General features: G+C 58.5%; 21 protein-coding genes. 13 read left to right on the top strand and 8 right to left on the bottom strand.

Translation table 11 applies throughout. The annotated features are described in order from the left end of the window. Window positions 1-5 precede the first annotated feature (5 nt). The 5 genes from ACM6IO_RS03675 to ACM6IO_RS03655 all read left to right on the top strand — a co-directional run bounded on the left by ACM6IO_RS03675 (window position 6) and on the right by ACM6IO_RS03655 (window position 5761). Window positions 6-956, top strand: a complete 951-nt coding sequence (locus ACM6IO_RS03675; RefSeq protein WP_008024779.1) for a LysR family transcriptional regulator — start codon at window positions 6-8, stop codon at window positions 954-956. A gap of 128 nt (window positions 957-1084) precedes the next feature. Further along, the gene (locus tag ACM6IO_RS03670) at window positions 1085-2665 is read left to right on the top strand and encodes an aldehyde dehydrogenase (NADP(+)) (protein WP_280161518.1); all 1581 of its coding nucleotides are present in this window, start codon (window positions 1085-1087) and stop codon (window positions 2663-2665) included. A gap of 89 nt (window positions 2666-2754) precedes the next feature. Beyond that, complete coding sequence (locus tag ACM6IO_RS03665) at window positions 2755-4137, top strand: MFS transporter (RefSeq protein WP_032832480.1); 1383 nt, start codon at window positions 2755-2757, stop codon at window positions 4135-4137. Next, a complete protein-coding gene (locus ACM6IO_RS03660) occupies window positions 4134-4874 on the top strand; it encodes an SDR family oxidoreductase (protein WP_223414821.1) in 741 nt (246 codons plus the stop codon). Before ACM6IO_RS03665 ends, ACM6IO_RS03660 begins: the two co-directional genes overlap by 4 nt. Before the next feature lie 38 nt (window positions 4875-4912). After that, the gene (locus ACM6IO_RS03655) at window positions 4913-5761 is read left to right on the top strand and encodes an ureidoglycolate lyase (protein WP_008024786.1); all 849 of its coding nucleotides are present in this window, start codon (window positions 4913-4915) and stop codon (window positions 5759-5761) included. 88 nt (window positions 5762-5849) lie between these two features. Here the strand turns inward: ACM6IO_RS03655 and ACM6IO_RS03650 are convergent, their stop codons facing one another. The 7 genes from ACM6IO_RS03650 to ACM6IO_RS03620 are packed head-to-tail and all read right to left on the bottom strand — an operon-like array spanning window position 5850 to window position 12141. Then, window positions 5850-7217 (bottom strand): sensor histidine kinase, encoded by a 1368-nt coding sequence (locus ACM6IO_RS03650; protein WP_414910968.1) that lies wholly within the window; start codon window positions 7215-7217, stop codon window positions 5850-5852. After that, window positions 7214-7876 carry a response regulator gene (locus tag ACM6IO_RS03645; RefSeq protein ID WP_414910967.1) on the bottom strand — a complete coding sequence of 221 codons (663 nt, stop codon included), beginning with the start codon at window positions 7874-7876 and terminating at the stop codon, window positions 7214-7216. Before ACM6IO_RS03645 ends, ACM6IO_RS03650 begins: the two co-directional genes overlap by 4 nt. Before the next feature lie 11 nt (window positions 7877-7887). Then, the gene (locus ACM6IO_RS03640) at window positions 7888-8532 is read right to left on the bottom strand and encodes a tetratricopeptide repeat protein (RefSeq protein WP_192228338.1); all 645 of its coding nucleotides are present in this window, start codon (window positions 8530-8532) and stop codon (window positions 7888-7890) included. After that, on the bottom strand, window positions 8529-9335 hold the full coding sequence (locus ACM6IO_RS03635) for an SDR family oxidoreductase (RefSeq protein ID WP_008039066.1): 807 nt from the start codon (window positions 9333-9335) through the stop codon (window positions 8529-8531). The genes ACM6IO_RS03640 and ACM6IO_RS03635 overlap by 4 nt, the downstream gene beginning before the upstream one ends. Next, the gene (locus ACM6IO_RS03630; protein ID WP_008028063.1) at window positions 9322-9996 is read right to left on the bottom strand and encodes a TenA family transcriptional regulator; all 675 of its coding nucleotides are present in this window, start codon (window positions 9994-9996) and stop codon (window positions 9322-9324) included. Before ACM6IO_RS03630 ends, ACM6IO_RS03635 begins: the two co-directional genes overlap by 14 nt. After that, window positions 9993-11474 (bottom strand): AMP-binding protein, encoded by a 1482-nt coding sequence (locus ACM6IO_RS03625; protein ID WP_414910966.1) that lies wholly within the window; start codon window positions 11472-11474, stop codon window positions 9993-9995. Before ACM6IO_RS03625 ends, ACM6IO_RS03630 begins: the two co-directional genes overlap by 4 nt. Further along, entirely contained in the window at window positions 11464-12141 is a 678-nt protein-coding gene (locus tag ACM6IO_RS03620; protein WP_414910965.1) for a thermostable hemolysin, read from the bottom strand. Before ACM6IO_RS03620 ends, ACM6IO_RS03625 begins: the two co-directional genes overlap by 11 nt. A gap of 201 nt (window positions 12142-12342) precedes the next feature. Between ACM6IO_RS03620 and ACM6IO_RS03615 the strand changes: the two genes are divergently transcribed. Then, complete coding sequence (locus ACM6IO_RS03615) at window positions 12343-12894, top strand: cytochrome b (protein WP_414910964.1); 552 nt, start codon at window positions 12343-12345, stop codon at window positions 12892-12894. 161 nt (window positions 12895-13055) lie between these two features. On the opposite strand, the gene ACM6IO_RS03610 is transcribed toward ACM6IO_RS03615, so the two are convergent. Then, on the bottom strand, window positions 13056-13988 hold the full coding sequence (locus ACM6IO_RS03610; protein WP_414910963.1) for a hypothetical protein: 933 nt from the start codon (window positions 13986-13988) through the stop codon (window positions 13056-13058). A gap of 246 nt (window positions 13989-14234) precedes the next feature. Here ACM6IO_RS03610 and ACM6IO_RS03605 point away from each other — a divergent pair, with 246 nt between their 5' ends. From ACM6IO_RS03605 to ACM6IO_RS03575, 7 genes are all read left to right on the top strand, one after another. Beyond that, window positions 14235-15158 carry an ABC transporter ATP-binding protein gene (locus ACM6IO_RS03605; protein WP_223553855.1) on the top strand — a complete coding sequence of 308 codons (924 nt, stop codon included), beginning with the start codon at window positions 14235-14237 and terminating at the stop codon, window positions 15156-15158. Then, a complete protein-coding gene (locus ACM6IO_RS03600; RefSeq protein WP_223449399.1) occupies window positions 15155-15889 on the top strand; it encodes an ABC transporter permease subunit in 735 nt (244 codons plus the stop codon). Before ACM6IO_RS03605 ends, ACM6IO_RS03600 begins: the two co-directional genes overlap by 4 nt. Before the next feature lie 3 nt (window positions 15890-15892). Next, window positions 15893-17740: a GldG family protein gene (locus ACM6IO_RS03595; RefSeq protein WP_414910962.1), complete on the top strand. Its 1848-nt coding sequence runs from the start codon at window positions 15893-15895 to the stop codon at window positions 17738-17740. A 215-nt stretch (window positions 17741-17955) separates the two neighbouring features. Continuing rightward, a complete protein-coding gene (locus ACM6IO_RS03590; protein ID WP_414910961.1) occupies window positions 17956-18555 on the top strand; it encodes a fimbrial protein in 600 nt (199 codons plus the stop codon). A 59-nt stretch (window positions 18556-18614) separates the two neighbouring features. Beyond that, the gene (locus ACM6IO_RS03585) at window positions 18615-19331 is read left to right on the top strand and encodes a molecular chaperone (RefSeq protein ID WP_414910960.1); all 717 of its coding nucleotides are present in this window, start codon (window positions 18615-18617) and stop codon (window positions 19329-19331) included. Window positions 19332-19415: 84 nt separating this feature from the next. Beyond that, a complete protein-coding gene (locus ACM6IO_RS03580; RefSeq protein ID WP_414910959.1) occupies window positions 19416-21917 on the top strand; it encodes a fimbria/pilus outer membrane usher protein in 2502 nt (833 codons plus the stop codon). Between the two features lie 146 nt (window positions 21918-22063). Continuing rightward, window positions 22064-22693, top strand: coding sequence for a response regulator transcription factor (locus ACM6IO_RS03575; protein WP_192415655.1), 630 nt, complete (start codon window positions 22064-22066; stop codon window positions 22691-22693). The last annotated feature ends 53 nt before the right edge of the window (window positions 22694-22746 follow it).

The following is a 22746-nucleotide window of genomic DNA, read 5'->3' as shown; positions in this document are numbered from 1 at the left end:
TGTTCATGTCAGATCTGTCCTTCTCCAGTTTCTGCGGTTGGCTCAAGTTCAGGCATTTGCTGCTGATCGACACGTTGGGGCGCACCCGTAACATGCACCTGGCGGCGCAACAGATGAACCTCAGCCAGCCGGCCATCAGCAAGATGCTCAAAGAGATCGAAAGCCTGCTCGGTTTCGCCTTGTTCGAGCGCCAACCACGGGCCATGCCGCCCACGGCGCTGGGCGAACACGTGTTGCGCTATGCGCAAATCGCCTTGAACGATGCGCGCTCCTTCGTCGAGCAAATCAGCAGCCTGCGCGAGGGGGGGCACGGTCACCTCAAGGTCGGCGGAATATTTGCCGCTACGGCGGTGGCCCTGCCCGAGGCGATCTTGCAGATCAAACAGCGTTGGCCATTGCTGTCGATCGAGGTGGTGGAGCAAACCAGTAACCACCTGATGGAAATGCTTGAAGAGAAGAAGCTGGACCTGGCCATCGCCCGTTTCACCGATCAAAGCCAGCAGCAGCGGTACGACTTTCAACCGCTGGCTCCCGAACCGTTCTGCATTGTGGTCAACGACCGCCACCCGCTGGCAGGTGTCGGCCCCATCTCGTTGGAGCAACTGGTGGACTTGCCATGGATTCTTTACCCGGTGGGTACGCCGATTCGCGGGCGCATGGAACTCGCGTTCGCCGAAGCCGGCGTGGGCATGCCTCGCAACACCGTCGACACCATTTCGATGCAGACCTTCCTCCAGGTGCTGCAGCGTGGGCCGATGATCGGGATGCTGCCCAATGCCATGGTCAACCCACTGCTCGAAAGCGGTCAGCTCAAGACGCTGGATACGCCTTTGCATTTGGTCCCGCAGGACTACGGCATCCTCACCCGCAAGGGCGAGCAACTGGTGGGGGCGGCTCTGGAATTTGCCGAAATACTCAAGGACAACGCCCGTTTGAACAACGATTCGGCGAGTTAAATCCGATGGGGTTTATCGGTCATTTCGATAACGGATCGTTATCGGTTAATCCAAAAATGCCATTGGGAAAGAATCGATTCGCGACAGTACAGTAGCGACCAGCTTTCAATCAGGGTCAGGAGACTGTCATGCCCGAACTGTCCGGACACAATTTCATCGCGGGAGGCCGCAGCGCCGCCGGATCGGTGGTGTTGCACAGCGTTGATGCGACGACCGGGCAACCTTTGCCCACGGCCTTCATTCAGGCCACGGTCGAGGAAGTGGACGCCGCGGCAACGGCCGCCGCCCAGGCCTATCCGGTTTATCGTCATCTGCCGGCCGCCCGTCGTGCCGAGTTCCTTGAGGCCATTGCCACAGAGCTGGATGCACTGGGCGATGATTTCGTTGCCCTGGTCTGCCAGGAAACCGCTTTGCCGGCGGCACGCATCCAGGGCGAACGCGCTCGCACCAGCGGCCAGATGCGCCTGTTCGCCCAGACCCTGCGTCGCGGCGACTTCTACGGTGCACGCATCGATCTGCCACTCCCGGCACGCCAACCCTTGCCGCGCGTCGATCTGCGTCAGTGTCGCCTGGGTGTCGGCCCGGTGGCGGTGTTCGGCGCCAGTAACTTTCCGTTGGCATTTTCTACCGCTGGAGGTGACACCGCGGCTGCGCTCGCCGCCGGTTGCCCAGTGGTGTTCAAAGCCCACAGTGGACACATGGCGACCGCCGAACGAGTGGCCGAAGCCATCGTTCGCGCCGCCGAACATACCGGCATGCCTGAAGGCGTGTTCAACATGATCTTCGGTGCCGGCGTGGGTGAAACGCTGGTCAAGCATCCGCTGATTCAGGCCGTCGGTTTCACCGGTTCACTCAAGGGCGGCAGGGCGCTGTGCGACATGGCCGCCGCCCGCCCGCAACCGATCCCGGTATTTGCCGAGATGAGCAGCATCAACCCGGTGCTGGTCCTGCCCGAGGCATTGCAAGTGCGCGGCGAGCGCATCGCTACCGAACTGGCGGCGTCGGTGGTCATGGGCGCGGGGCAGTTCTGCACCAATCCCGGCCTGGTCATCGGCATTCGCTCACCGGCCTTCAGCCACTTTGTGCAGACGCTCAGTGCCTTGATGGCTGATCAGCCCGCGCAAACCATGCTCAATGCGGGCGGCCTGCGCAGTTACGTTCACGGTTGCGAAACGTTGCTGGCGCATCCACAGATCATTCATCTGGCAGGGCGGGCACAGCAGGGCAACAAGGCGCAGGCGCAATTGTTCCAGGCCGATGCCAGCTTGCTGCTGACGGGCAACGAGTTGCTGCAGGAAGAAATCTTCGGTCCGGCCACCGTGGTGGTCGAGGTGGCCGATCGGGCCGAACTGTTGGCGGCCTTGCACGGTTTACGCGGCCAACTGACCGCGACCTTGCTGGGGGAGACGGCAGAGTTGGAACAGTCCGCCGACCTGGTGGCGCTGCTTGAGCAAAAAGTCGGTCGCGTACTGGTCAATGGTTACCCCACCGGTGTGGAAGTCTGCGATGCCATGGTCCACGGCGGTCCTTGGCCGGCGACATCCGATGCCCGTGGCACCTCGGTTGGCACATTGGCCATCGATCGCTTCCTGCGCCCGGTGTGCTACCAGAATTTCCCGGACGCCTTGCTTCCTGACGCGCTGAAAAACCGCAACCCATTGGGACTGACGCGCCTGGTCAACGGAGAAAAAACCACCGAAGCACTCTAGTCATTGCGCTATGCCGAGTGAACGGTTCACTTGGCCTGACCCATTCGATAAAAACAATCAGGCATGTCCACATGCCCAGGGGTTACCTCATGCAAACGATATCCGAGCAATTGCCCGCGCAGGCGCAGGCCAGCGCACTCGAATTTGAAGACCGGACCTACCGCAAGGTGATCTGGCGAATTCTTCCTGTCCTGCTCCTGTGTTACATGGCGGCTTACCTGGACCGGGTCAATATCGGCTTTGCCAAACTCGACATGCTCAACGAGCTGCAGTTCAGCAACACCGTCTATGCCTTGGGCGCCAGTATGTTCTTCTGGGGCTACTTCCTGTTTGAAGTGCCAAGCAACCTGTTGCTGCATCGCTACGGCGCGCGCTTCTGGATTGCCCGGATCATGTTGACCTGGGCCGTAATCTCCATGGCCGTGGCGTTCACCGTACCGCTGGCGGGTTTCTTCCACATCGAATCGAGCACGATGTTCTACGTGCTGCGCTTCTTGTTGGGCATCTGTGAAGCCGGCTTTTTCCCGGGTGTGATTCTGTACCTCAACTACTGGTTTCCGACCCATCGGCAAAGCCGGGTGATGTCCGGGTTCCTGATGGCTTTGCCGGTCAGCCTGACCCTGGGCGGGATCCTTTCCGGTTGGTTGATGAGCAGCATGCAAGGCGTGCAGGGCATGTCCGGATGGCAATGGATGCTGATCATCGAAGGCATTCCCTCGATCATCATGGCGTTCGTCGTCATCGTCTGCCTGGCCAACAACATCGACTCCGCCAAATGGCTGTCCGCTGCGGAGAAAGCCTTGCTCAAGGCCAATCTGCAAACCGATAACCAGGGCAAGGCTTCGCGCCTGAGCGAGGTGTTTTTCAATCCACGGGTGTGGTTGCTGGTCCTGATCCTGCTGACCTTCAACACCGGCTTCTACGGCCTGGCGTTCTGGATGCCCTCGATCATCAAGAGCACCGGCATCACCAACAGCTTGCACATTGGCCTCCTGACCGCCATTCCCTATTCGATTGCCACGGTTGCGATGCTGCTCAACGCACGGCACTCCAACCGGACCGGTGAGCGTCGTATGCACGCGGCGATTCCGGCCTTCATCGGTGGTTTGGGGTTGATCCTGAGCGCGTATTTCGCCGACAACCTGGTGTTGTCCGTGTTGTTCCTCAGCGTATCTGCCTCGGGGATCCTCAGCCTGATGCCGATTTACTGGACCCTGCCGGGGACCGTGCTTTCCGGCGTCGCCGCTGCGGCGGGTATCGGCATGATCAACGCCTTCGGCAACCTCTCCGGTTTCACCGGCTCGATGATCACCGCCGTCGCTGAAAACCTGACAGGCAATATCAACAACGGCACCTACGTTCTGGCGCTGTGCTTGTTCGTCAGCGGCGGGCTGATCCTCGCCATTCCCGCGTCGATGCTCGGCAGAACCCCTAAAACAGCACCCCTCACCGCGAAGCTGGAGGCTGCATGAACCTGCAGAACAAACGGGTGCTGATCACGGCGGCGGGGCAGGGTATCGGCATGGCCAGCGCCATTGCCTTTGCCCGGGCCGGTGCCGAAGTGTTTGCCACGGACCTCGATATCAGCAGGCTGGAAGGGCTTGAAGGCATAACGGCGATTACCCTGGACGTGACCTCGACCACCGCCATCAGCGAAATCAGTGAGCGCATCGGCGCACTGGACGTGCTGTTCAACTGCGCAGGCTACGTGCACAGTGGCAACATTCTCGAATGCGATGAAGCGGACTGGGCGCGGTCGATGGACATCAACGTCACCGCCATGTACCGCATGATCCGCGCGTTCCTGCCGGGCATGCTGGAACGCGGAGGTGGATCAGTCATCAACATGTCATCGGTGGTTTCCAGCATCAAGGGCGTGCCCAACCGTTTTGCCTATGCTGCCAGCAAAGCGGCGGTGGTAGGGCTGACCAAGGCGGTTGCCGCCGACTTCATCAGTCAGGGCATTCGCTGCAACGCCATTTGCCCCGGTACCGTGGAATCGCCGTCGCTGCGTCAGCGCATTGCCGCACAGGCCGCGCAACAAGGCGTCGACGAAGCACGGGTCTACCAGCAATTTCTTGACCGCCAACCCATGGGTCGCATCGGCAGTGCCGACGAGATCGCCCAGTTGGCTTTGTACCTGGGCAGCGATGCGTCCGCCTACACCACAGGCGGTGTGCATGTCATCGATGGCGGCATGAGCATCTGAAACCCGCTTCGCACTTTCGGTTTGAGCAGGAGAACTAAATGAAACTGTTGCGTTATGGCGAAAAAGGTTCGGAAAAACCGGGCCTGCTGGATGCCGATAATCAGATCCGCGACCTCTCGGCGCATGTACCGGACATCGCCGGACTGGCCCTGAGCCCGGAAAGCCTGGCGACGCTTGCCGCCATCGATCCGTCCAGCCTGCCCATCGTTGCCGGTAAGCCACGGATAGGCGCCTGCGTCGGCCAGGTCGGCAAATTCGTCTGCATTGGTCTGAACTACGCCGACCATGCGGCCGAGTCGAACATGGAAGTGCCGAAAGAGCCGATCATCTTCAATAAATGGACCAGTGCCATCTGCGGCCCGAACGACAACATCGAGATCCCGCGCGGTTCAAAGAAGACCGATTGGGAAGTCGAACTCGGCGTGGTCATCGGCAAAGGCGGGCGCAACATCGATGAAGCCAACGCCATGGAGCATGTCGCCGGCTATTGCGTGATCAACGATGTCTCTGAGCGCGAATGGCAACTGGAGCGTGGCGGCACCTGGGACAAGGGCAAAGGCTTCGATACCTTCGGTCCGCTCGGCCCGTGGCTGGTAACCCGCGATGAAATCACCGATCCGCATGCGCTGGACCTGTGGCTCGATGTCGACGGACACCGCTACCAGCAAGGGAATACGCGGACGCTGATCTTCAACGTGCCGCAACTGATTGCTTACCTGAGTCGTTGCATGAGCCTGCAACCTGGCGATGTGATTTCGACGGGCACGCCACCGGGCGTCGGTTTGGGCATCAAGCCACAGCCGGTTTTCCTGCGTCCGGGGCAGACCATACGCCTGGGCATCGCAGGGTTGGGCGAACAGCAGCAAGTCACCGTGCAGGCGGATTGAGGCAAGCTTTCCCAAACACCAGAAACGACAAAGCCCCGAGCAATCGGGGCTTTGTCGTTTTTCTGGGTCTTGTTAACTCAAACTCAACTTAGCGAGGACAAATCACTAACGTCGCACGGGTCCCCGTTGGCGTCCGGTTTTCCAGTTTGATTTCCCCTCCCGTACGATCTGCGATTGCCTTGACGATGGCCAGCCCCAGGCCTGCCCCTTGGCCATTGCCACGGCTGTAAAAGCGCTCAAGGAGCCGATTGCGTTCCGACTCTTCGATTCCCGGGCCTTCGTCCTCGACGGATAACTCATAGCGATCTGCTTTTCTTTCCAGGCGCACGCTGATCAAACCGTTAGCCGGCGAAAAATTTGCCGCATTCGTCACTAAATTGTTCAAGGCAATGTGGATGTCGGCCGAATCGATCCTGACCGGGCCGATGTCATCATCCGCATCGAAAACCAGTTCAAGTCCTTTGCTCAAAAGCCAGGGAGTCAACTGCACCAGGCTTTCTCGAACGGTGGCTGTGAGGTCAATGGGGGGCGGGATTTTGGCTGCCGTCTTCGGTTCGAGACGTGCCATGGTCAGCAATTGGTTGACCAGCCGGCTGGCACGATCGACGCCGGCGATCAGGTGTTCAAGTGATTCGCGTCGGTCATTTTCGGTGCCGGCCTCCAGCAGGTTTTGTGCGTGCACCCGCAAGACGGCCAAGGGCGTGCGCATTTCGTGGGCGGCGTCGGCAATGAAGCGCCGCTCACGTCCGAGCACGTCCTGAATTTGCGCAAGCATGCGGTTGAGTGCCGCCTGCATCGGTTCCAGTTCGCTGGGCAGCGGTGTCATTTGCAGCGGCTCCAGCGAGCCGCTATGGCGTGCGCGCAGGGTCGCGGCCATATCGGCTAACGGCTTGAGCCCCCAGCCGATGGCCAGCCAAACCATCGCCGCGAGGATCAGGCTGCCCAGCATGTTCGGCCACAGGGTGTGGCGGACAATGCGATCAACCAGATCCGCCCGCACATCGTCACGTTCACCGACCCAGATACGCAGGCCATTTTGTTTGTCTTCAAGGACAAAGGCGCGCCAGTGACGATTGTTCAAATCCACCACATCACTGAAACCGGGTGTGTTCGGTGGCGTGCCGAACGAGGGCGCACTGGCGGTGTGCACCAACACTTCACCTTTGGGACTCCACACCTGAAAGGCGATTTTCCTTTCGTACGGATGACCATCGCCGCGAGGCACTGCCTCGCCCAGCGCCGTATTGAACGCCTGGTACAGATCCGCATGTTCCTGACTCGCCAACGGCATGCGCATCACGCCTTGCAACAGGCGGGCATTCTGCGCCAGTTGCGCATCGTAGACCTCGGCGATTTCGTGGTTGCTGTCGTGCACGTTAAACAGGCTGATCACCGCCAGCCCGGCGAGCATCAAGCCGATGATCAGCGTCAGCGTACGGCGACGGATCGACGTCATCGACGTTCCTCCACCAGATAGCCCACACCACGAACGGTGCGGATCAGGTCGGTGGAGAATTTCTTGCGCAGGTGGTGGATGTGCACTTCCAGGGTGTTGCTTTCCGCTTCTTCATTCCAGCCGTACAGCAGTTGCATCAAATGATCGCGGGTCATGACGCGACCCGGTGGCGAGAGCAATTCGTGCAACAACTGGTATTCCTTGGGTGTCAGCCCCACGGGCTGGCCAAGATAGCTGACCTGCTGCGTGCCGGGGTTGAGGCTGATGCCAGCGTGCTTGATCAGCATTTGAGCGCGTCCGGCGCTGCGCCGCAGCAGGGCGCGCAACCGGGCTTTGAGTTCGGCCAGGTCGAACGGTTTGATCAGATAGTCATCGGCGCCGGCATCCAGCCCGGCGATGCGGTCTTCGGTGGCATCGCGGGCAGTGAGTATCAGGACCGGCAAGTTGGAACCGCTGTCGCGCAGGCGTCGCAGCACTTCGAGACCGTCCATGCGCGGCAGGCCGAGATCAAGCACGGCCAGGTCGAAGGTTTCACTGAGCAAGGCATGCAGGGCGCTGCTGCCGTCCTTGATCCAGTCGACGGTGTAGCCTTCGCGCCCGAGGGCCTGGTGAATGCCTTCGCCGAGGGCGACGTCATCCTCGATCAGTAATAAACGCACGCGAACTCCTGTCAGTCGAGTTTTCTGTTTACGTCCACCAGCAACGTCTCGATCTCTTTGCGGCGCCCGGCGTCGGCCGTTTCGCGGTTGGGGCGAGGGGCGGCCAGCAGCGCCTTTTGCAACGCTGCCTTGGCCTCAGAGTAGCGCTTTTGACGGTAAAGGTGATCGCCCCAAAAGTACAGGCTGTCGATGCCATTGGGGTTCATCTGCAAGGCAAGCTTGAGCAGTTGTTCGGCCTTGTCTGAATCACCAAAACCGATGGGCCAGCCCGGTACGCGGTCATACAGTGCGCCGAGGCTGGTGTAAGCCGAGCCTTGCAGGGCTTTGGGGTCCAGAGTCAGGGATTTTTCCAGGTCAGCCTTGGCGTCTTTGGCTTTGCCCAATGCCCCGAGCCCGCCTTGGGCGCCGGCCCAACTGCTGGTGACAATGCCCTTCCAGATCCACGCTTCGGCCACGGCCGGGCGTTCCTGGCTGAAGGCGGAGGCTTGCGCGGCCAGTTGTTCGAAGGCTTGCTCGCGTTGTTTTTCCGGCATTTCGTATTGAATGTGCGCCCAACTCTGCTGGAGGGCAGAGAGGCGTTGCTGGTCAGCGCTGTCGAGGGCCCAGGCGATCTGGCTGAAGGCGCCTATCAAAAGGCAGGCAAAGATTTTTTTCATGGTTTTTGCTCGTTCTCGGGTTTGTGGCTCAGACGGCGGATCAGTGGCAATTGCTTGCGCAGGCCTCGATCCACCAGGTTGGGCAACAGGCTGTTGAGACGCACGAAAAAACGTTCCGGCCAGCCCAGGTAAAGGTCGCGGTGGTCGCCGGCGATTGCGTGGAGGACGGCCGAGGCCACGGTTTTCGGGTCGTCGACATTGGCCTTGAGGGCATCGTTCAGGGCTTGGGCCGCCGCGCTGTTCATCGATGTGCGTGTGGCGCGAGGTGCCACGTACAGAACACTGACCCGGGTATCCGCCAGTTCCCGGCGCAGGGCTTCGGAAAAACCGCGCAGGGCAAACTTGGTGGCGCAGTAACTGGCATAACCGGGGTAGCCGATCGAACCGTAGGTCGAGCCGACATTCACCACCATGGCACTGTCGGCTTGCTTGAGCTGCGGCAACAGCAGCTTGGTCATGCAAATCGGTGCACTGACGTTGACCGCCAACATGGCGTTGATGTCGCTGTCATCGAGCTGCTCCAGCATGGCGAAATGATTGACGCCGGCGGCATTGATCAACAGGTTGATGCCACCGATGGCCTCAACGGCGGCCAGTACCTTGTGCCGGTCAAAGGGCAACGTCAGGTCGGCGGCCACCCAGTGCAGATTCTGCGGATAGCGCGCGAGCAGCGGCAGCAGTGACTCCTGGTGACGAGCCACGGCCAGGACCCGGGCACCGGCGGCGCACAGTGCGCTGGCGATCTCCATGCCGATGCCGCCACTCGCGCCGGTCAGGACCACACGGGCCTCATGCAGCTGCATGTTGGACTTCCAGGCGGCCCGGCAAACCGCGGAACATGTCGGCGTAAAGCCGGTACACTACTTTCGAGGCATGGATCACGGCGGCCTGGTCGGCGCTGTCGTCGAGTTGATTCATGAGCCGGCGATAGGTCTGCATGTGCTCGATGTCCAGCGAACCGTGGGAGCTCAAATAACTGAAGGCGCTTTCCGGCAAGGCCAAGTGCTCACGGATGCTGCCCGCCGCGTGAGTCGCCAGGGCGATGCTGGTGCCTTCCAGTACGTTGACCATGCCGAACAGCCCCACCGGGTTGCCCCGGGCAATCAGGTCGTAGAGAAAACCGACCATCAGTTCGATCGGCAGCGAGGGCTGGCCGTTGCGCACCGCTTCGCGATCACCGCCACAGGCGGCTATGTCGTCGAGCACCCATTGTTCGTGGCCGTATTCATCCTCGATGTATTCACATACCGCCTTGCGCAGCCATTCCAGGCGTGTGGGCAGGCGCGCGCCGCACGCCATCATCAGCGGCACGGTGTGGCGCACGTGGTAGTACGCCTGAGCGAGAAACGCCCGATAGCTTTCAAGACTGACCTGGCCTTGCAGCGCATCGAGGATGATCGGCAGGTTGAACAGTTCGTGGCGCTCTTGTTGAGTGGCTTCTTGCAGGGTGTCGAAAAACGTCATGATGCGGGCTCCTCGGAATGGGGGAATTCGGTCAGTTGTGCGCGGTATAACGCGACGATGGCGTCCCGGCGCGGGCGGCCATTGGCGGTCAGCAGGCCATTGGCGGCAGTGAAGGGTTCATTCAGGCGTGTCCAGTGATGCACCTGGGCATAATCGGGCAACGCGTCGTTGGCTTCGGCGACGGCAGCAGCCAGTTGTTCGTCCGTGCAGTCCGGGCGGTTGGGCCACAGCAATGCGTGATTTCGCGGCAGGGCCTCGCCATACACAAAAGCCTGGGCGATGTGGTGGCGTTGGGTGAGTTCCGCTTCGACCCATTCGGGGTTGACGTTGCGCCCGTAGCTGGTGATGAATTGATGCTTTTTGCGACCGTTGAGGAAGAGGAAACCCTGCGCGTCGAACTCCCCCAGATCGCCGCTGTGCCACCACTCGTCGGTGTAGGCCGGCTCACCCAGGTAACCGAGCAAGAGCGAGCCCTTGATCAGTACCTCACCGTCTTCGGCCAGTTTCACTTCGACGTGGGGCAGGGGCCGGCCGACGCTACCTGCACGGTACGCTGCGGGGCGATTGAGGCAGACGACCGAAGCGCATTCGGACAGGCCGTAACCTTCATAGACCGGCAGGCCGACGTGCCGGGCGCGTTGCAATAAGTCCTTAGAGACTCGCGCGCCACCGACGGCGGCAAAGCGCAGTGTTTGCGGATTGAACGCGTTCTGTTCGGTTGCGCTGACCAGCATCAGCAGCAGTTGCGGCACCAGAATCAGGCTCTCGGGCGAACGACTGGCCAGGCAACCGAGCAGGCGCGGTACATCGACGCCGCTGGCGCCCCGGATGCCCAGGGTTTTCTGGCTCGGCAGGCTCAGGGTGGCACCGGCGTAGAGCGCGGCGTAGCAGCCCAGGTTCTCCAGCAGGATCGCCAGCGGCAACAGCGCCAGGTGATGCTGTGGTTCAGTGGGTTTGCTGGCCTGATCCAGTTCCCGCGCTACCCGCAACAAGCTGTCGGCGCTCAGGCACACGCCTTTGGGAGTCCCGGTGGTGCCGGAGGTGAAGGTCAGTTTGGCCGTGCCGGGGTGCATCGGGCTCGGGCCGGCGAACGGGCGTCGCCAGAACTCGGCGCTTTTCTCATAGCCGGCAACGAGCAGTTCGGCTTCGAATTCCGGTTCGGCAATCACTCGTTCTGCCTGGCTCTGTTCCAGGCAGTGGGCACGCTGTGCGGGGCTGAAGAAGGGGGGCAAGGTCACGCAAGCAAGGCCTTCGAACAGCGCGGCCAAGTCCCAGAGTATGGCCTCGACGCCGTTGTCCAGAGCCAGGGCGATGACGCTTGCCTGTTCATCACGCAGACGTTGCTGGCGGTACTTCACTTCAGCGTACAGCGTGGCGTAATCGATTTTCAGGGTGTCGCCCCACAGGGCAATGACGTTGCTCTTGTGCTCGGCATGGCTGCGCAAGGCCTGCTCGAATCGGTGGCATTCAGGCGACATGGCAGGCTCCGTCAAGGGACGATGGCAAGCCCAGCCGGCTGAACAGACCGATGTTGCGCAGATGAATGAAGCCGGCGCGGATGTTGCCGACGTGAACCCAGGGTTTGCTTTCGTAGTAGCTGCCCCAACTGTGCCGGTCGTCGCCCAGTCGCTGCGGGTCGGCGGCGCAGAGAGTCACCGGTTTCAGGCCCAGTCGGTGAAAGCTGTTGACCAGGCCCATGTTGCCGGTGAATGCCACCCATTCCAGCCCGCCCATGGCCAGCAGGTAGGTAATGGCAATGATGCTCATCCGGGCATTTCCGGTGTCGGTGGCGGCCAGATTGCCGACCTCGACAATGCCGGCAGGGTCCACCGGGCGCCCCACCACGGCGCTGATCAATGTCTGGATCGGTTTGTCCAGATAACGCTCCAGAAACAACGGCTCGTCACGGCCCAGGCGTACCCCGGCGACCGCGCACAGTTCGCCGTCGCTGCTGCTTATGCCGAACAACTGCGGCATGAATTGACGAATGTCTGCGCCGTGAACCTTGCGAAAGCGTTGCTGGATAAAGTTCTCGAATACCGGCCTCTGTTCATCGCCCGGCAAGGCGCGGGACAGGACGATCTGTGGCGTTTCTGCCTGGCCGAAGTGCAGCGGCAGTGCAATGTTCCAGTCGAAATCGGGCATGGGCGGAACGCCTCCCTCTATAAGTTTGGGGGGAGTATCCGAGGCATTTCTTAATGAAGTCTGAAGGTGGAAAAAGGTTCGTTGAGCGCTGTTCTTCAGACTGTCTTAAGTTTTGACCGACAGGCTGCGTGCCGCCGGTTCAAAGCAACCGCTCAGAGGCTGTCGCACGGCAGTCGTCCTAAATTTTGATGAGGCGTGTTTATGACCCGCGAGATAGCCACAGATCGTTACGCAAAGCTGTCGATCACCCTGCACTGGCTGATGTTGGCGCTGTTCGTCGGCGTGTATGCCTGCATTGAGATCAAAGGGCTGCTGCCACGCGGCAGCAACGCGCGAGCTCTGTTCCTGGGGTTGCATGGGCTGTTCGGGATAAGCATTTTCGCTCTGGTCTGGATTCGCCTGCTCGGGCGTCTGACGCCGCGTCCACCGATCACTCCCACGCCGCCGGCCTGGCAGACCGGCCTGTCACATCTGATGCACCTGGCGCTGTATGGCTTGATGATTGTGACGCCACTGATGGCCTGGTTGATGCTGGCTGCGGGGGGCAAGCCCTTGCCGTATTTCGACTTCTATCTGTCGGCACCGGTGTCGGTGGATCCGGATCTGGCCAAGCGATTCAAGTACTGGCACGAATGGCTTGGCACCAGCGGCTACTGGCTGATCGGCCTGCATGCGCTCGCTGGCCTGTTCCATCACTATTGGGTCGGTGATAACACCCTTGCCCGGATGTTGTCTGGACGAAGCAGGTCATGAATTCAGTGCGCTCTTGACCCAGACGGCGGTTGCTCACGATGTTCAGGGGCATGGCGAGGGTCGTTCAATACTGCTCTGAATATGGAATAGTCAGGTTCATTGCCGAGCTATCCACAAATTTTCGCGGCTTTGAGGCTTACAACCGTAAGGTGATTGAAGCTTCAATCGGACTTTGGAGGCAAGGCAATAACGGAGGCATCGTTGATCAGGTGGATCAACTCACTTAGTTGCGCCTCGGCAATGGTCAATGATGCAGCGCTTCTGCTCAACTCTTCCTCCCGTTGATCCAACATGGCTTCACGGGCAGTCAAGTCGCGGTCAAGACGCTCCTGTTTAAGTCGAACGTTATAGAACTCCTCATGTTTGTTCTGCAGCGCCTCTTTATGGTTGCTCAGGTTCGTCATGAGTGTCTGCAAGCTTTGTTCAATGCGCGATACGGAATTTTGGGTCATTGGCGCGGTTTCCTCGGATGCTGTCAGGGAGGTAGTTGACGTTACGTGGGTCATAATGGATTTCGGAGAAGCAGCGGGGGCATCTCGGGGGATCTTGTTCAAGGGCGGAGGGGGAGCCTGACGATGGTCGTCTTCATGTTGGTTAAAGCGTGTAAGTTTCGAGTAGTAGTCGGTGCACTCCAGTTCGATATGTAAATCCTGCGTCGAAGTTTTCATGGTTGTTTGTACAAAGGGTCCTGGCGAGGGTTGAAAATTCAACAGCTTTTCCACCCATGTTTCGTTGACCTTCAACGTGCGGTGGGTGTGTACATCCCCGGGAATGATCCGAGTCTCCAGCAGGTCAAGTATCCGATAGCTCCCATCTGTCATGTGGGGTGCCGGCGCCAGGGCATCGTTTATGATGTTTTTGAGGGTTTGCGCAGCAATCTTGAAGTCGTTCGGGGACATGCAGGTCATCAGTAACGCTTCCCCGTCGTCACACAGAGACGCCACATAGATCCGTATCAGGCCCCCACCAAGATTTTCATTCAGGCTGTAAATCACAAACCGCCTGTCAATCACAACCGCCGTAAACACGCACAGTACTGCAGCGTTCAGCGGTTCCCCTTCGGTGTTCAATACGGTGATTGTTCTAAAGTTCATTTGGCTTCGCGGCTCCGAGGCTGGGCAAAAATCTGGACTATCGGCCGATTAAAGAATAGCGAGTGTCGGTGCCGTGTTTTGTAGGAATAAGCGCATAAGGCCTCGGATAAATCCTCACGGCCCACAGACCGATCTGGTATTCACTTGCCCCCGTTCAATCGGATCAATCAGCGGTTTATGTTTCCTCGCTTCAACAAACGTATCTGCAAATGTGAAGCGGAAAAATCGCTTAGCGAGCTGGAAGCCATGATTGATATTTCGACACTGACAAAACGTTTCTCAGGAAATGTCGCCGTAAACAATATTTCGTTCCGGGTTGTCACGGGAGAAGTGCTAGGGGTTCTCGGCACTAACGGTGCAGGTAAATCCACGACCCTGCGCATGCTCACCGGCCTGATCAAACCTACTTCTGGAACTATTACCGTCTGCGGTTTCGATATCAGCCGACACACTCGTCAGGCACAGCGTTTGTTGGGCTATTTGCCGGAAGGTAACGCGTGTTATGGCGATATGAGTGTGCAGGGATTTCTCGGGTTTATTGCCAGGGTGCGCGGTTATCGCGGCGCTGAAAGGAAGTTGCGGGTAGCGCAGATGCTCGACCGGTTCGAGCTAGGTTACGTGCGCGCCGACACCATTGATTCCATGTCCAAGGGGTTCAAGCGGCGCCTGGGTCTGGCGCAAGCAATGTTGCACGACCCTAAAGTGCTGATCCTGGATGAGCCTACCGATGGCCTTGATCCGAATCAGAAGCACCATGTGCGCGAGCTCATCTCGGAGCTGGCCAAGGACAAGATTGTGGTGATTTCGACGCACATTCTGGAAGAGGTCACCTCTCTGTGCAGTCGTGCCCTGATCATCGACAACGGTCATTTGTTGGCGGACGAAACACTGAAACAACTGCAAAGCCGATCCCGTTATCACCAGGCCGTGACAGTGTTCGGCCGCCATCCGCTGGATCTGCTGGCGTTGGCGGTACTGCCCGGCGTTGCCGGAATCGAGGCAGGTCTCGAGGCGCACAGCGTAAAAGTGCTGGCCCGGGACGGTGCAGTCATTCTTCCGGCGATCAACGCCTTGATCGTCAGCAAAGGCTGGCAAGTGCGGCGTCTGGAGGAGGAGCGGGGCGGGCTTGAGGAAGTGTTCCGGACCCTGACCCGGGAGCGCGCCGCATGAGGCTGTTGTCGCCAATCGTCCAGCGCGAATTCTGCAGCTACTTCGCCACGCCAACTGCGTACCTGCTGCTGATGACGTTCCTGGTGCTGTGTGGCGTATGCACGTTTTATCCCGGCGGTTTTTTTGAACGAAACCAGGCGGATCTGGCGCCGTTTTTTGCCTGGCACCCATGGATATATCTACTGCTGATGCCAGCCTTGGCGATGCGCCAATGGGCTGAAGAGCGCAAGTCCGGCACCATTGAAATGCTGATGACGTTGCCGTTGACCCGTTTCGAAGTGGTGGTCGGCAAATACCTCGCGGCCTGGTTGATTGCCGCACTGATGTTGCTGCTGACTTTTCCCATCGTGCTCACCGTCAATTATCTGGGCGAAGCGGACAATGGCGCCATTTTGTGCGGTTATCTGGGAAGTTGGTTGCTGGCCGGCGTTTACCTGGCGATCAGCGGCTGTATGTCTGCACTCAGCAAGAATCAGGTGGTCGCTTACTTGATGGCGGCCATGGTCGGCCTGCTGTTTATTGCCAGCGGTTCGGCTCCGGTACTGGACCTGCTTAAACAATGGGCGCCGATGGCGTGGCTTGATGTGAGCGCGTCCATGAGTTTTCTCGCACGGTTCGGCTCGATCAGCCAAGGCGTCATAGCGCCTCGGGACCTGCTTTATTTCTTTGGACAGATCGTCGCTTGGCTGGCGGCGACGGCGTTGGTTGTCGATCTGAAGAAGGCTTCGTAAGCCATGGACTTGAGACGCTTGCGTTACGTCACGCTGTGCCTGAGCGGCGCAGCCTTGACGGTTCTGGCCGGCAGTCCCGGTGTCGGTACTTTACTGGACGAGCCTCGGCTGGATCTGACCGAGCAGCAACTGTTTACCTTGAGCCAAGGTAGCCGGCAGATTATCGAGCAGCTCCCCGGTCAGACGGATCTCTACCTGTTTTTCTCCAGCAGGGCTGCCAAAGACCTGCCTGTTCTGCGCAGCTACGCCCGGCGCGTCGAGGCGCTGCTCAGGGAGTATGAGCGACAGGGCCACGGCAAACTCAAATTGCACGTAATCGATCCGCAGGCGTTCTCTGTCGAGGAAGATCGAGCGCGTGAATTCGGGTTGGATGCCATTCCTTTGGGGCCGGTCGAAGGGCAGGTGTTCTTCGGGTTGGCGGCGGTCGATCAACAACAGCATACGCAACGCATTCCCTTGTTCTCTCTGGATGAGCAAGCGTTCCTGGAGTACGAGATCAGTCGTCTTTTACAGTCTCTGGACAAGCCGGAGCGGGCGCCCATCGGTTTGCTGTCATCCCTGCCTTTGGCGGGTGGTTTCGATGAGCAGAGTCGACGCACGTTACCGCCCTGGTTCGTGCTCGAGGAGATTCGCAAGGCATTCGATGTGCAGGAGTTGACCGGCGAAATCGAACAGATTCCCGAGGGGCTCAACGTGCTGATGTTGGTACACCCCAAGCGAGTCAGCCGCAACACCCAGTTGGCCATTGATCGGTTCGTGCTGCGGGGCGGTCGGTTGCTGCTGTTTGTAGATCCGTACAGCGAGCAGGATCGCGGTGAGCAATACTTCGGCATTCCCAGCAAAGACAAATCATCTGACCTGGCGCCATTGTTACGGGCATGGGGTGTGCGCCAGGTGCCTGGCAAGGTGCTGGGCGACGGTCACTATGGGCAGTTCGTCAACCTCAAGGACAGCGCCGATCCGGTATGGCAGCCGACTGCACTCGCACTGCCTGCGTCGGCGATGAATCAACAGGACGTTGCCACCGCTGGACTGCAAAGCATCAACCTGACCACGGCGGGGATTCTTGAGCCGCTGGAGGGCTCGCGCACTACGTTCAGCCCTTTGTTGCGCGGCTCCGAGTACTCAATGCCGTTCAGCACTGCGCGCTTTGACCAGATGAAAGATTCGGGCGAACTGGCGCGGGAAATGAAACCTTCCGGCGAGCGCTTCACCCTCGCGGCCCGGCTGCAAGGTCCGGCGCAGTCAGCGTTTCTGACGGAGGTACAGGGCAAGCCTGGAGCAATTACCTCGACTGAAAACATTAATGTGATTGTGGTGGCCGACACCGATCTGCTCAGCGACAACCTGTGGGTTGACGCTCGGGGTCGCATCGGTGACCCCACGGCCTGGGCTGATAACGGCGTGTTTGTGCTCAACGCGCTGGACAGCCTGACCGGCACCGATGCCTTGATCAATTTACGCTCTCGGGGGCACTTCAGCCGCACGTTTACCACTGTGGACGTTCTCCTGCGACAAGCTCGGCAGCGCTTTCGGGATATGAGCGACACGTTGCAGGGCAAGCTCGATGAAACCGAACGACAGCTGGCGTTTTTGCAATCTGAACATCACGACGGTACGGGTCTGAGCCCCGATCAGCAAAAGGAAATCGATCGCTTCCTTCAGGAGAAAACCGCCCTTGCAAGTGAGATGCGCGCGGTGGCCAGGCAATCGAATCTGGAGGTTGAGAAGCTGGGCGCGCTGCTCAAAGCCATCAATATCGGTCTGGTGCCCGGTGTGCTGACGTTGCTTGTTCTCGGTCTGTGGAGTGCTCGCAGGTTGTTGCGCCGTAGACGATGGCAAACGTTTTAAGGTTGCTCGCGCAACGCCGCTTGATCCGTAAGGTTCAGGCGGTTTTTTTTGCAAACCTCCCAAGCAAGTAGGATTAATCCTACACGCCAGACAGATTTATCTATTGGGGTAGGACGAATCCTGCAATTGTTGCTTTAGCTGCACTCGGTAAAGATTGCCCGACTCTTTTATAGAGTTCTAGAAGCGCTCACTTTACGCAGTAAAAGGAATACGCAATGTTTGTTTCCCTGAGAAGTATTCTGGCTGCCACCACAGTCGGGCTCATTACAACTTCGGCGATTGCTGCTGACGGTAAAATTGAATTCACCGGCGAAATCACCGCGGCTTCCTGCAGTGTCACCGCCGGTGCCGGTACGGGCATTACCGGTAATAAAGGCAATGCAGTTATTGCCGTTGGGCTGGGCAAGGTCAGTATTGACTCGCTGAAAAATGCCGGTACCACGCCTATTGTTTCCGGCACGCCAATCAACATTAATCTGGATTGCGGCAATACAGCCGCCGGGTTGACCACAGTGAAAATGAAGTTTGACCCGTACTCGGGCAGCGGTGTGGATGACAAGAATAATGCACTGCTGAAAATTGCCCCGGGCGGCGCTGCGGGAGTCGGTATCGGTATCTTTGCTGCTAACAACACCATGTTGAACCTGGCGGCTGGCGACAGTTTTGACTCGGCGTTGATTGCAACGGGCGCAGGTGCTGCAGCCCAGTACACGGCCCATCTGAACATTCGCGCCGCGTATGTTGCCAACGGTGAACCCACCATTACTCCGGGCGTTGCCAACGGTACTTTGCCTTACACGCTGACTTACCAGTAAGTCTTCAAGACAGAGAGACATCAATTGCCTCTCTGTCTCATCTCTTCAAGGTCCAAACGATGATAGTGAAATCCAGATATGTGCTGGCTGGTATCGCTTTGCTTTACAGCAGCGTCGCCGCCGCAGGAATTACATTAGGCGGCACGCGCATTATTTATCCTCAAAAGAGCAAGGAAACATCCATTCTGGTTAAAAACGACGGTAATCAGGACATCATGATTCAGTCCTGGATCGAGCCGGACGTCGCCTTCAAAGGCAAGGATGTGCCGTTTGCGCTAACCCCGGCCCTGAGCCGTCTCGCCACTGGAAAACAGCAGACTCTGCGGGTTTTCTATTACGGGCAAGGGCTGCCAGGCGACAAGGAATCGGTGTTCTGGCTCAATGTCCAGGAAATTCCGCAAAAGGCCGAAGGTGACAATACTTTGCAGTTGGCGATACGCCAACGGATCAAGGTGTTCTATCGCCCCGACGCTATGACGGGCACTTCGGCGCAAGCTGCCAGTGGTCTCAAATGGCGTGTTCAGGATGAAAGTGGCAAGCGCTATCTTCGCGTCACTAACGATTCGCTCTATCACGTGTCCTTCGGCACGACTCAATACAAAAGCGATGGCAAAACATACCCGGTAGACACCGATATGGTCGCACCACTCTCTACCGGAAAGTTTCCGGTCAAGGGCGCGCCTGCAGGCAGCATCGATAAACGGTCTGTAGTCGAGTATTACAACATCAACGATTACGGTGCGCCGATTAAGCATACGGTGAGTGTTTTCGAATAATAGTTGGGTGCATGTCCGTGGGTTGACTTTCTGTAGTGGAGGGGAGCCACAAGTTGACTAAGAAGTTGCAAGAGGAAATAGCCTGTGTATGTTTTCAGGAAGAACGCGAATTCAAGCCTCGTTAATTACGTAAGTGGTTCTTGCGTCTTTCTCCTGGGGATGACTGTTCCTGTCGCGGCGTTTCCGGTCGAATTCAATGTTGACTTCCTGAGTAAGGGCGGGGCCAAGGCTGAACTAAAATACTTTGAGCAGGGTAACTCACTGCCGCCGGGTCGCTACGCGGTAGATATTTATCTCAACCAGATTCTGATTGTCCGCGAGAACATCGAGTTTGCAGTGTCTGGCGACACTGGAGAGGTGCGCCCGATCATTAAGCTAGGTGTACTGCAAAACCTCGGCGTCAACATCAACCGCTTGCGTCGGGAAAATGTTATTGCCCAGGACAGTGATGATCAGTCCGTCATTGATGTCGCGACGCTGGCGCCCGGTGCGGCAGTCGAGTTTGATGTAAACGCATTGGCGCTGCAGATCAGCATTCCCCAGGCATATGTCCAGCGTCAGTCTCGGGGCTACGTTGACCCGTCGCTGTGGGATCAGGGTATTACTGCGTTCTACACCAATTATCAGACCAACTTCAGCCGCAATATCAATCAGGGCAATCGCAACGACTACCGCTACATCGGTTTGCGCAACGGCTTCAATATCGGGGCTTGGCGCCTGCGCAATGAGTCGTCGATTACCGGCTCTACCGGCACTCGGAATCAATTCAGCAGCAACCGCAGTTACGTGGAGCGCGATCTCATCGGCCTCAAAGCCAAACTGGCGGCGGGGGAGTTGTACACGCAGGGAGATATCTTCGACAGCGTTCGCTTTCGCGGCGCGCAAATCAGTTCCGAGTTGGGCATGTTGCCGGACAACGAGATCGGTTTTGCCCCGGTGGTGCGTGGTATCGCCGAGACCAACGCGACTGTCGAAATCAGCCAGAACGACTACGTCATCTATTCGACGACGGTGTCGCCTGGTGCGTTCGAGATCAGCGACATCTATCCCAGCGGTTCGAACGGCGACCTCAAGGTCAAGATCATCGAAGCCGATGGCCGCGAACGCCAGTATTCCCAAGCCTATTCGTATCTGCCGGTGATGACTCGCCGTGGCAGTGCCCGGTACAGTTTTGCCGGTGGTCAATACCAGAGCCAGGGCCCCGTTGCGCCGAAATTCGGCCAGGGCACGCTGGTGTACGGTGTCAGCGATAACGTTACCGGTTACGGCGGCGTGCTGACTTCAAAGCAGTACCGAGCGCTCAACCTCGGGCTGGGTTTGAATACTTCAGTGGGCGGCTTGTCGTTTGACGTCACCAGCAGCACCTCCGAAGATGCGGCCGGACGCAAGAACACCGGGAAAAGCGCGCGCTTCCTGTATTCCAAGACCCTCAGTGCCACCGATACCACCTTCACAATGGTCGGTTATCGCTACTCCACCGAAGGTTATCGGACGTTCAGCCAGCACGTCGATGAACAAGGCTACCTCAGTGGCTCGAACTACGGACGGCAGAAAAGCCGATTCGACATGAACATCAACCAGTCGTTTGCCGACCGCGGTTCATTGTTCCTGAGCCTCGGTGAAACCAGCTACTGGAATCGTCAAGGCAGCACTCGCCGCTGGCAGTTCGGCTATAGCGGCAGCTACTCGGATGCCAGTTACAGCTTCGCCATTTCACGTACCGATGGCGAAGCCATGACGCAAGGCGCCGATACACAGGTCACTGCGTCGATCAGCCTGCCATTTGGTGGCAGCAAGCGTTCGCAAAGGGCTTACACCAGCGTAACGTCTTCGTCCCAGGGCGATTCGTCGATCCAGTCCGGCATTGCCGGCAACCTGACCGAAGACAGCAGCCTGATGTATTCGGCCCAGGCGGGTCACAGCAAAAATGGTGGTACCAACGGCGACCTCGGTCTGAGCTGGGATACCCCGAAAGCCAAGATCAACGGCAACTATGGCCAGGGTCCGGGCAGTACCCATATGAACACCGGTGCGTCCGGCTCTATGGTTGTACACGGTGGCGGCGTGACGTTTGGTCAGCCGGTCGGCGAGACCTTCGCTCTGGTGGAGGTCCCGGGTGTGGCCGATGTCGGTGTCGCTTCAGCCGGCGCCGCACGCACGGACGGCAAGGGCTACGCAGTGGTGCCGTATGCGCAACCGTATCGCTTTAACTGGATCAACCTCGATACCAGCACCTTGGGTAGCGACATGGAAGTCACCGACACTTCGCGCATGGTCGTACCGACCCGTGGTGCCATCGTCAAAGGTCGGTTCGAAGCGGAAACGGGACGTCGCATGCAACTGACGTTGAGCCTGGACAACGGCGAGAAAATTCCGTTTGGCGCCCAGGCCTTTGACGAAAAAGGCAACGTCAGTGGAGTGGTCGACAACCTGTCGCGCCTGCTGGTATTCGGTGCGAAGGATAAAGGTGTACTGGATGTTCGTTGGAGCCAGGGCAGTTGCCGGGCGAACTACGACGTGCCGCCAGCGAAAAAAGACATGATGTACGAGAAGTTTGATGTGGTTTGCACGTTCGTAACCACTTAGCGAGCGCTGATGACATCGTTACACTCTCATTTCACTGAACACCACAGGCCCGGGCGCGCAAGCATTGCGCTCTCGGGCCTGTGCTATGTTGGCCGCCATTCAATGCGTGCCACTCGATCGTCTTCACTTCAGGAGCAGTAAACACCATGGGCAATATAGTCATCGTCGATGATCACCCGCTGATGCGTATGGCGGTGAGGGTGATGCTTGAAGGTGAAGGGCACACCATCATGGCGGAAGTCGATAACGGTGTGGACGCACTGGAAGCGATCCGCAAGTTGCTCCCGGATCTGATCGTGCTGGATTTGAGCATTCCGAAGATGGATGGTTTGTCGGTGATCGCGCATCTCAAGGCGATTGGTATTTCCACCAAGGTGTTGATTCTGACTTCCGGCGACACCAGTAACTTTGCCGTGCGCTCATTGCAGGCCGGTGCATCTGGCTTCGTCTGCAAGGACGACAGTCTGGATGAACTGGTGGGGGCCGTGAAAGCGGTGCTGTCGGGATACAGTTATTTCCCCGCCGATACCATTCAGATGTTGCGGGACAACTCCCAGGCTGCCAGCCAGGAAAGCCAGAAGATTTCCCAGCTGTCGGATCGCGAGATCACCGTGCTCAAGTTGCTGGCTCGAGGCATGGGTAATCAGGAAATTGCCGAAGAGTTGCTGATCAGCCACAAAACTGTCAGCACGTATAAAGTGCGACTGCAGCGCAAGTTGAGTGCGGAAAACCTGATTGCCCTGGTCGAACTGGCCAAGCGTAACGATCTGGTTTGAGCCCAGGCTCAAGCGCAAAAAAGAAAAGGGCTGGAGAGCATCTCTCCAGCCCT

The organism is Pseudomonas sp. IT-P44 (assembly GCF_949768225.1).
Taxonomy (GTDB): Bacteria; Pseudomonadota; Gammaproteobacteria; order Pseudomonadales; family Pseudomonadaceae; genus Aquipseudomonas; species Aquipseudomonas migulae.
The sequence above is the reverse complement of the archived record's forward strand: the minus strand, read 5'-3'. Positions and strand labels throughout refer to the sequence as shown.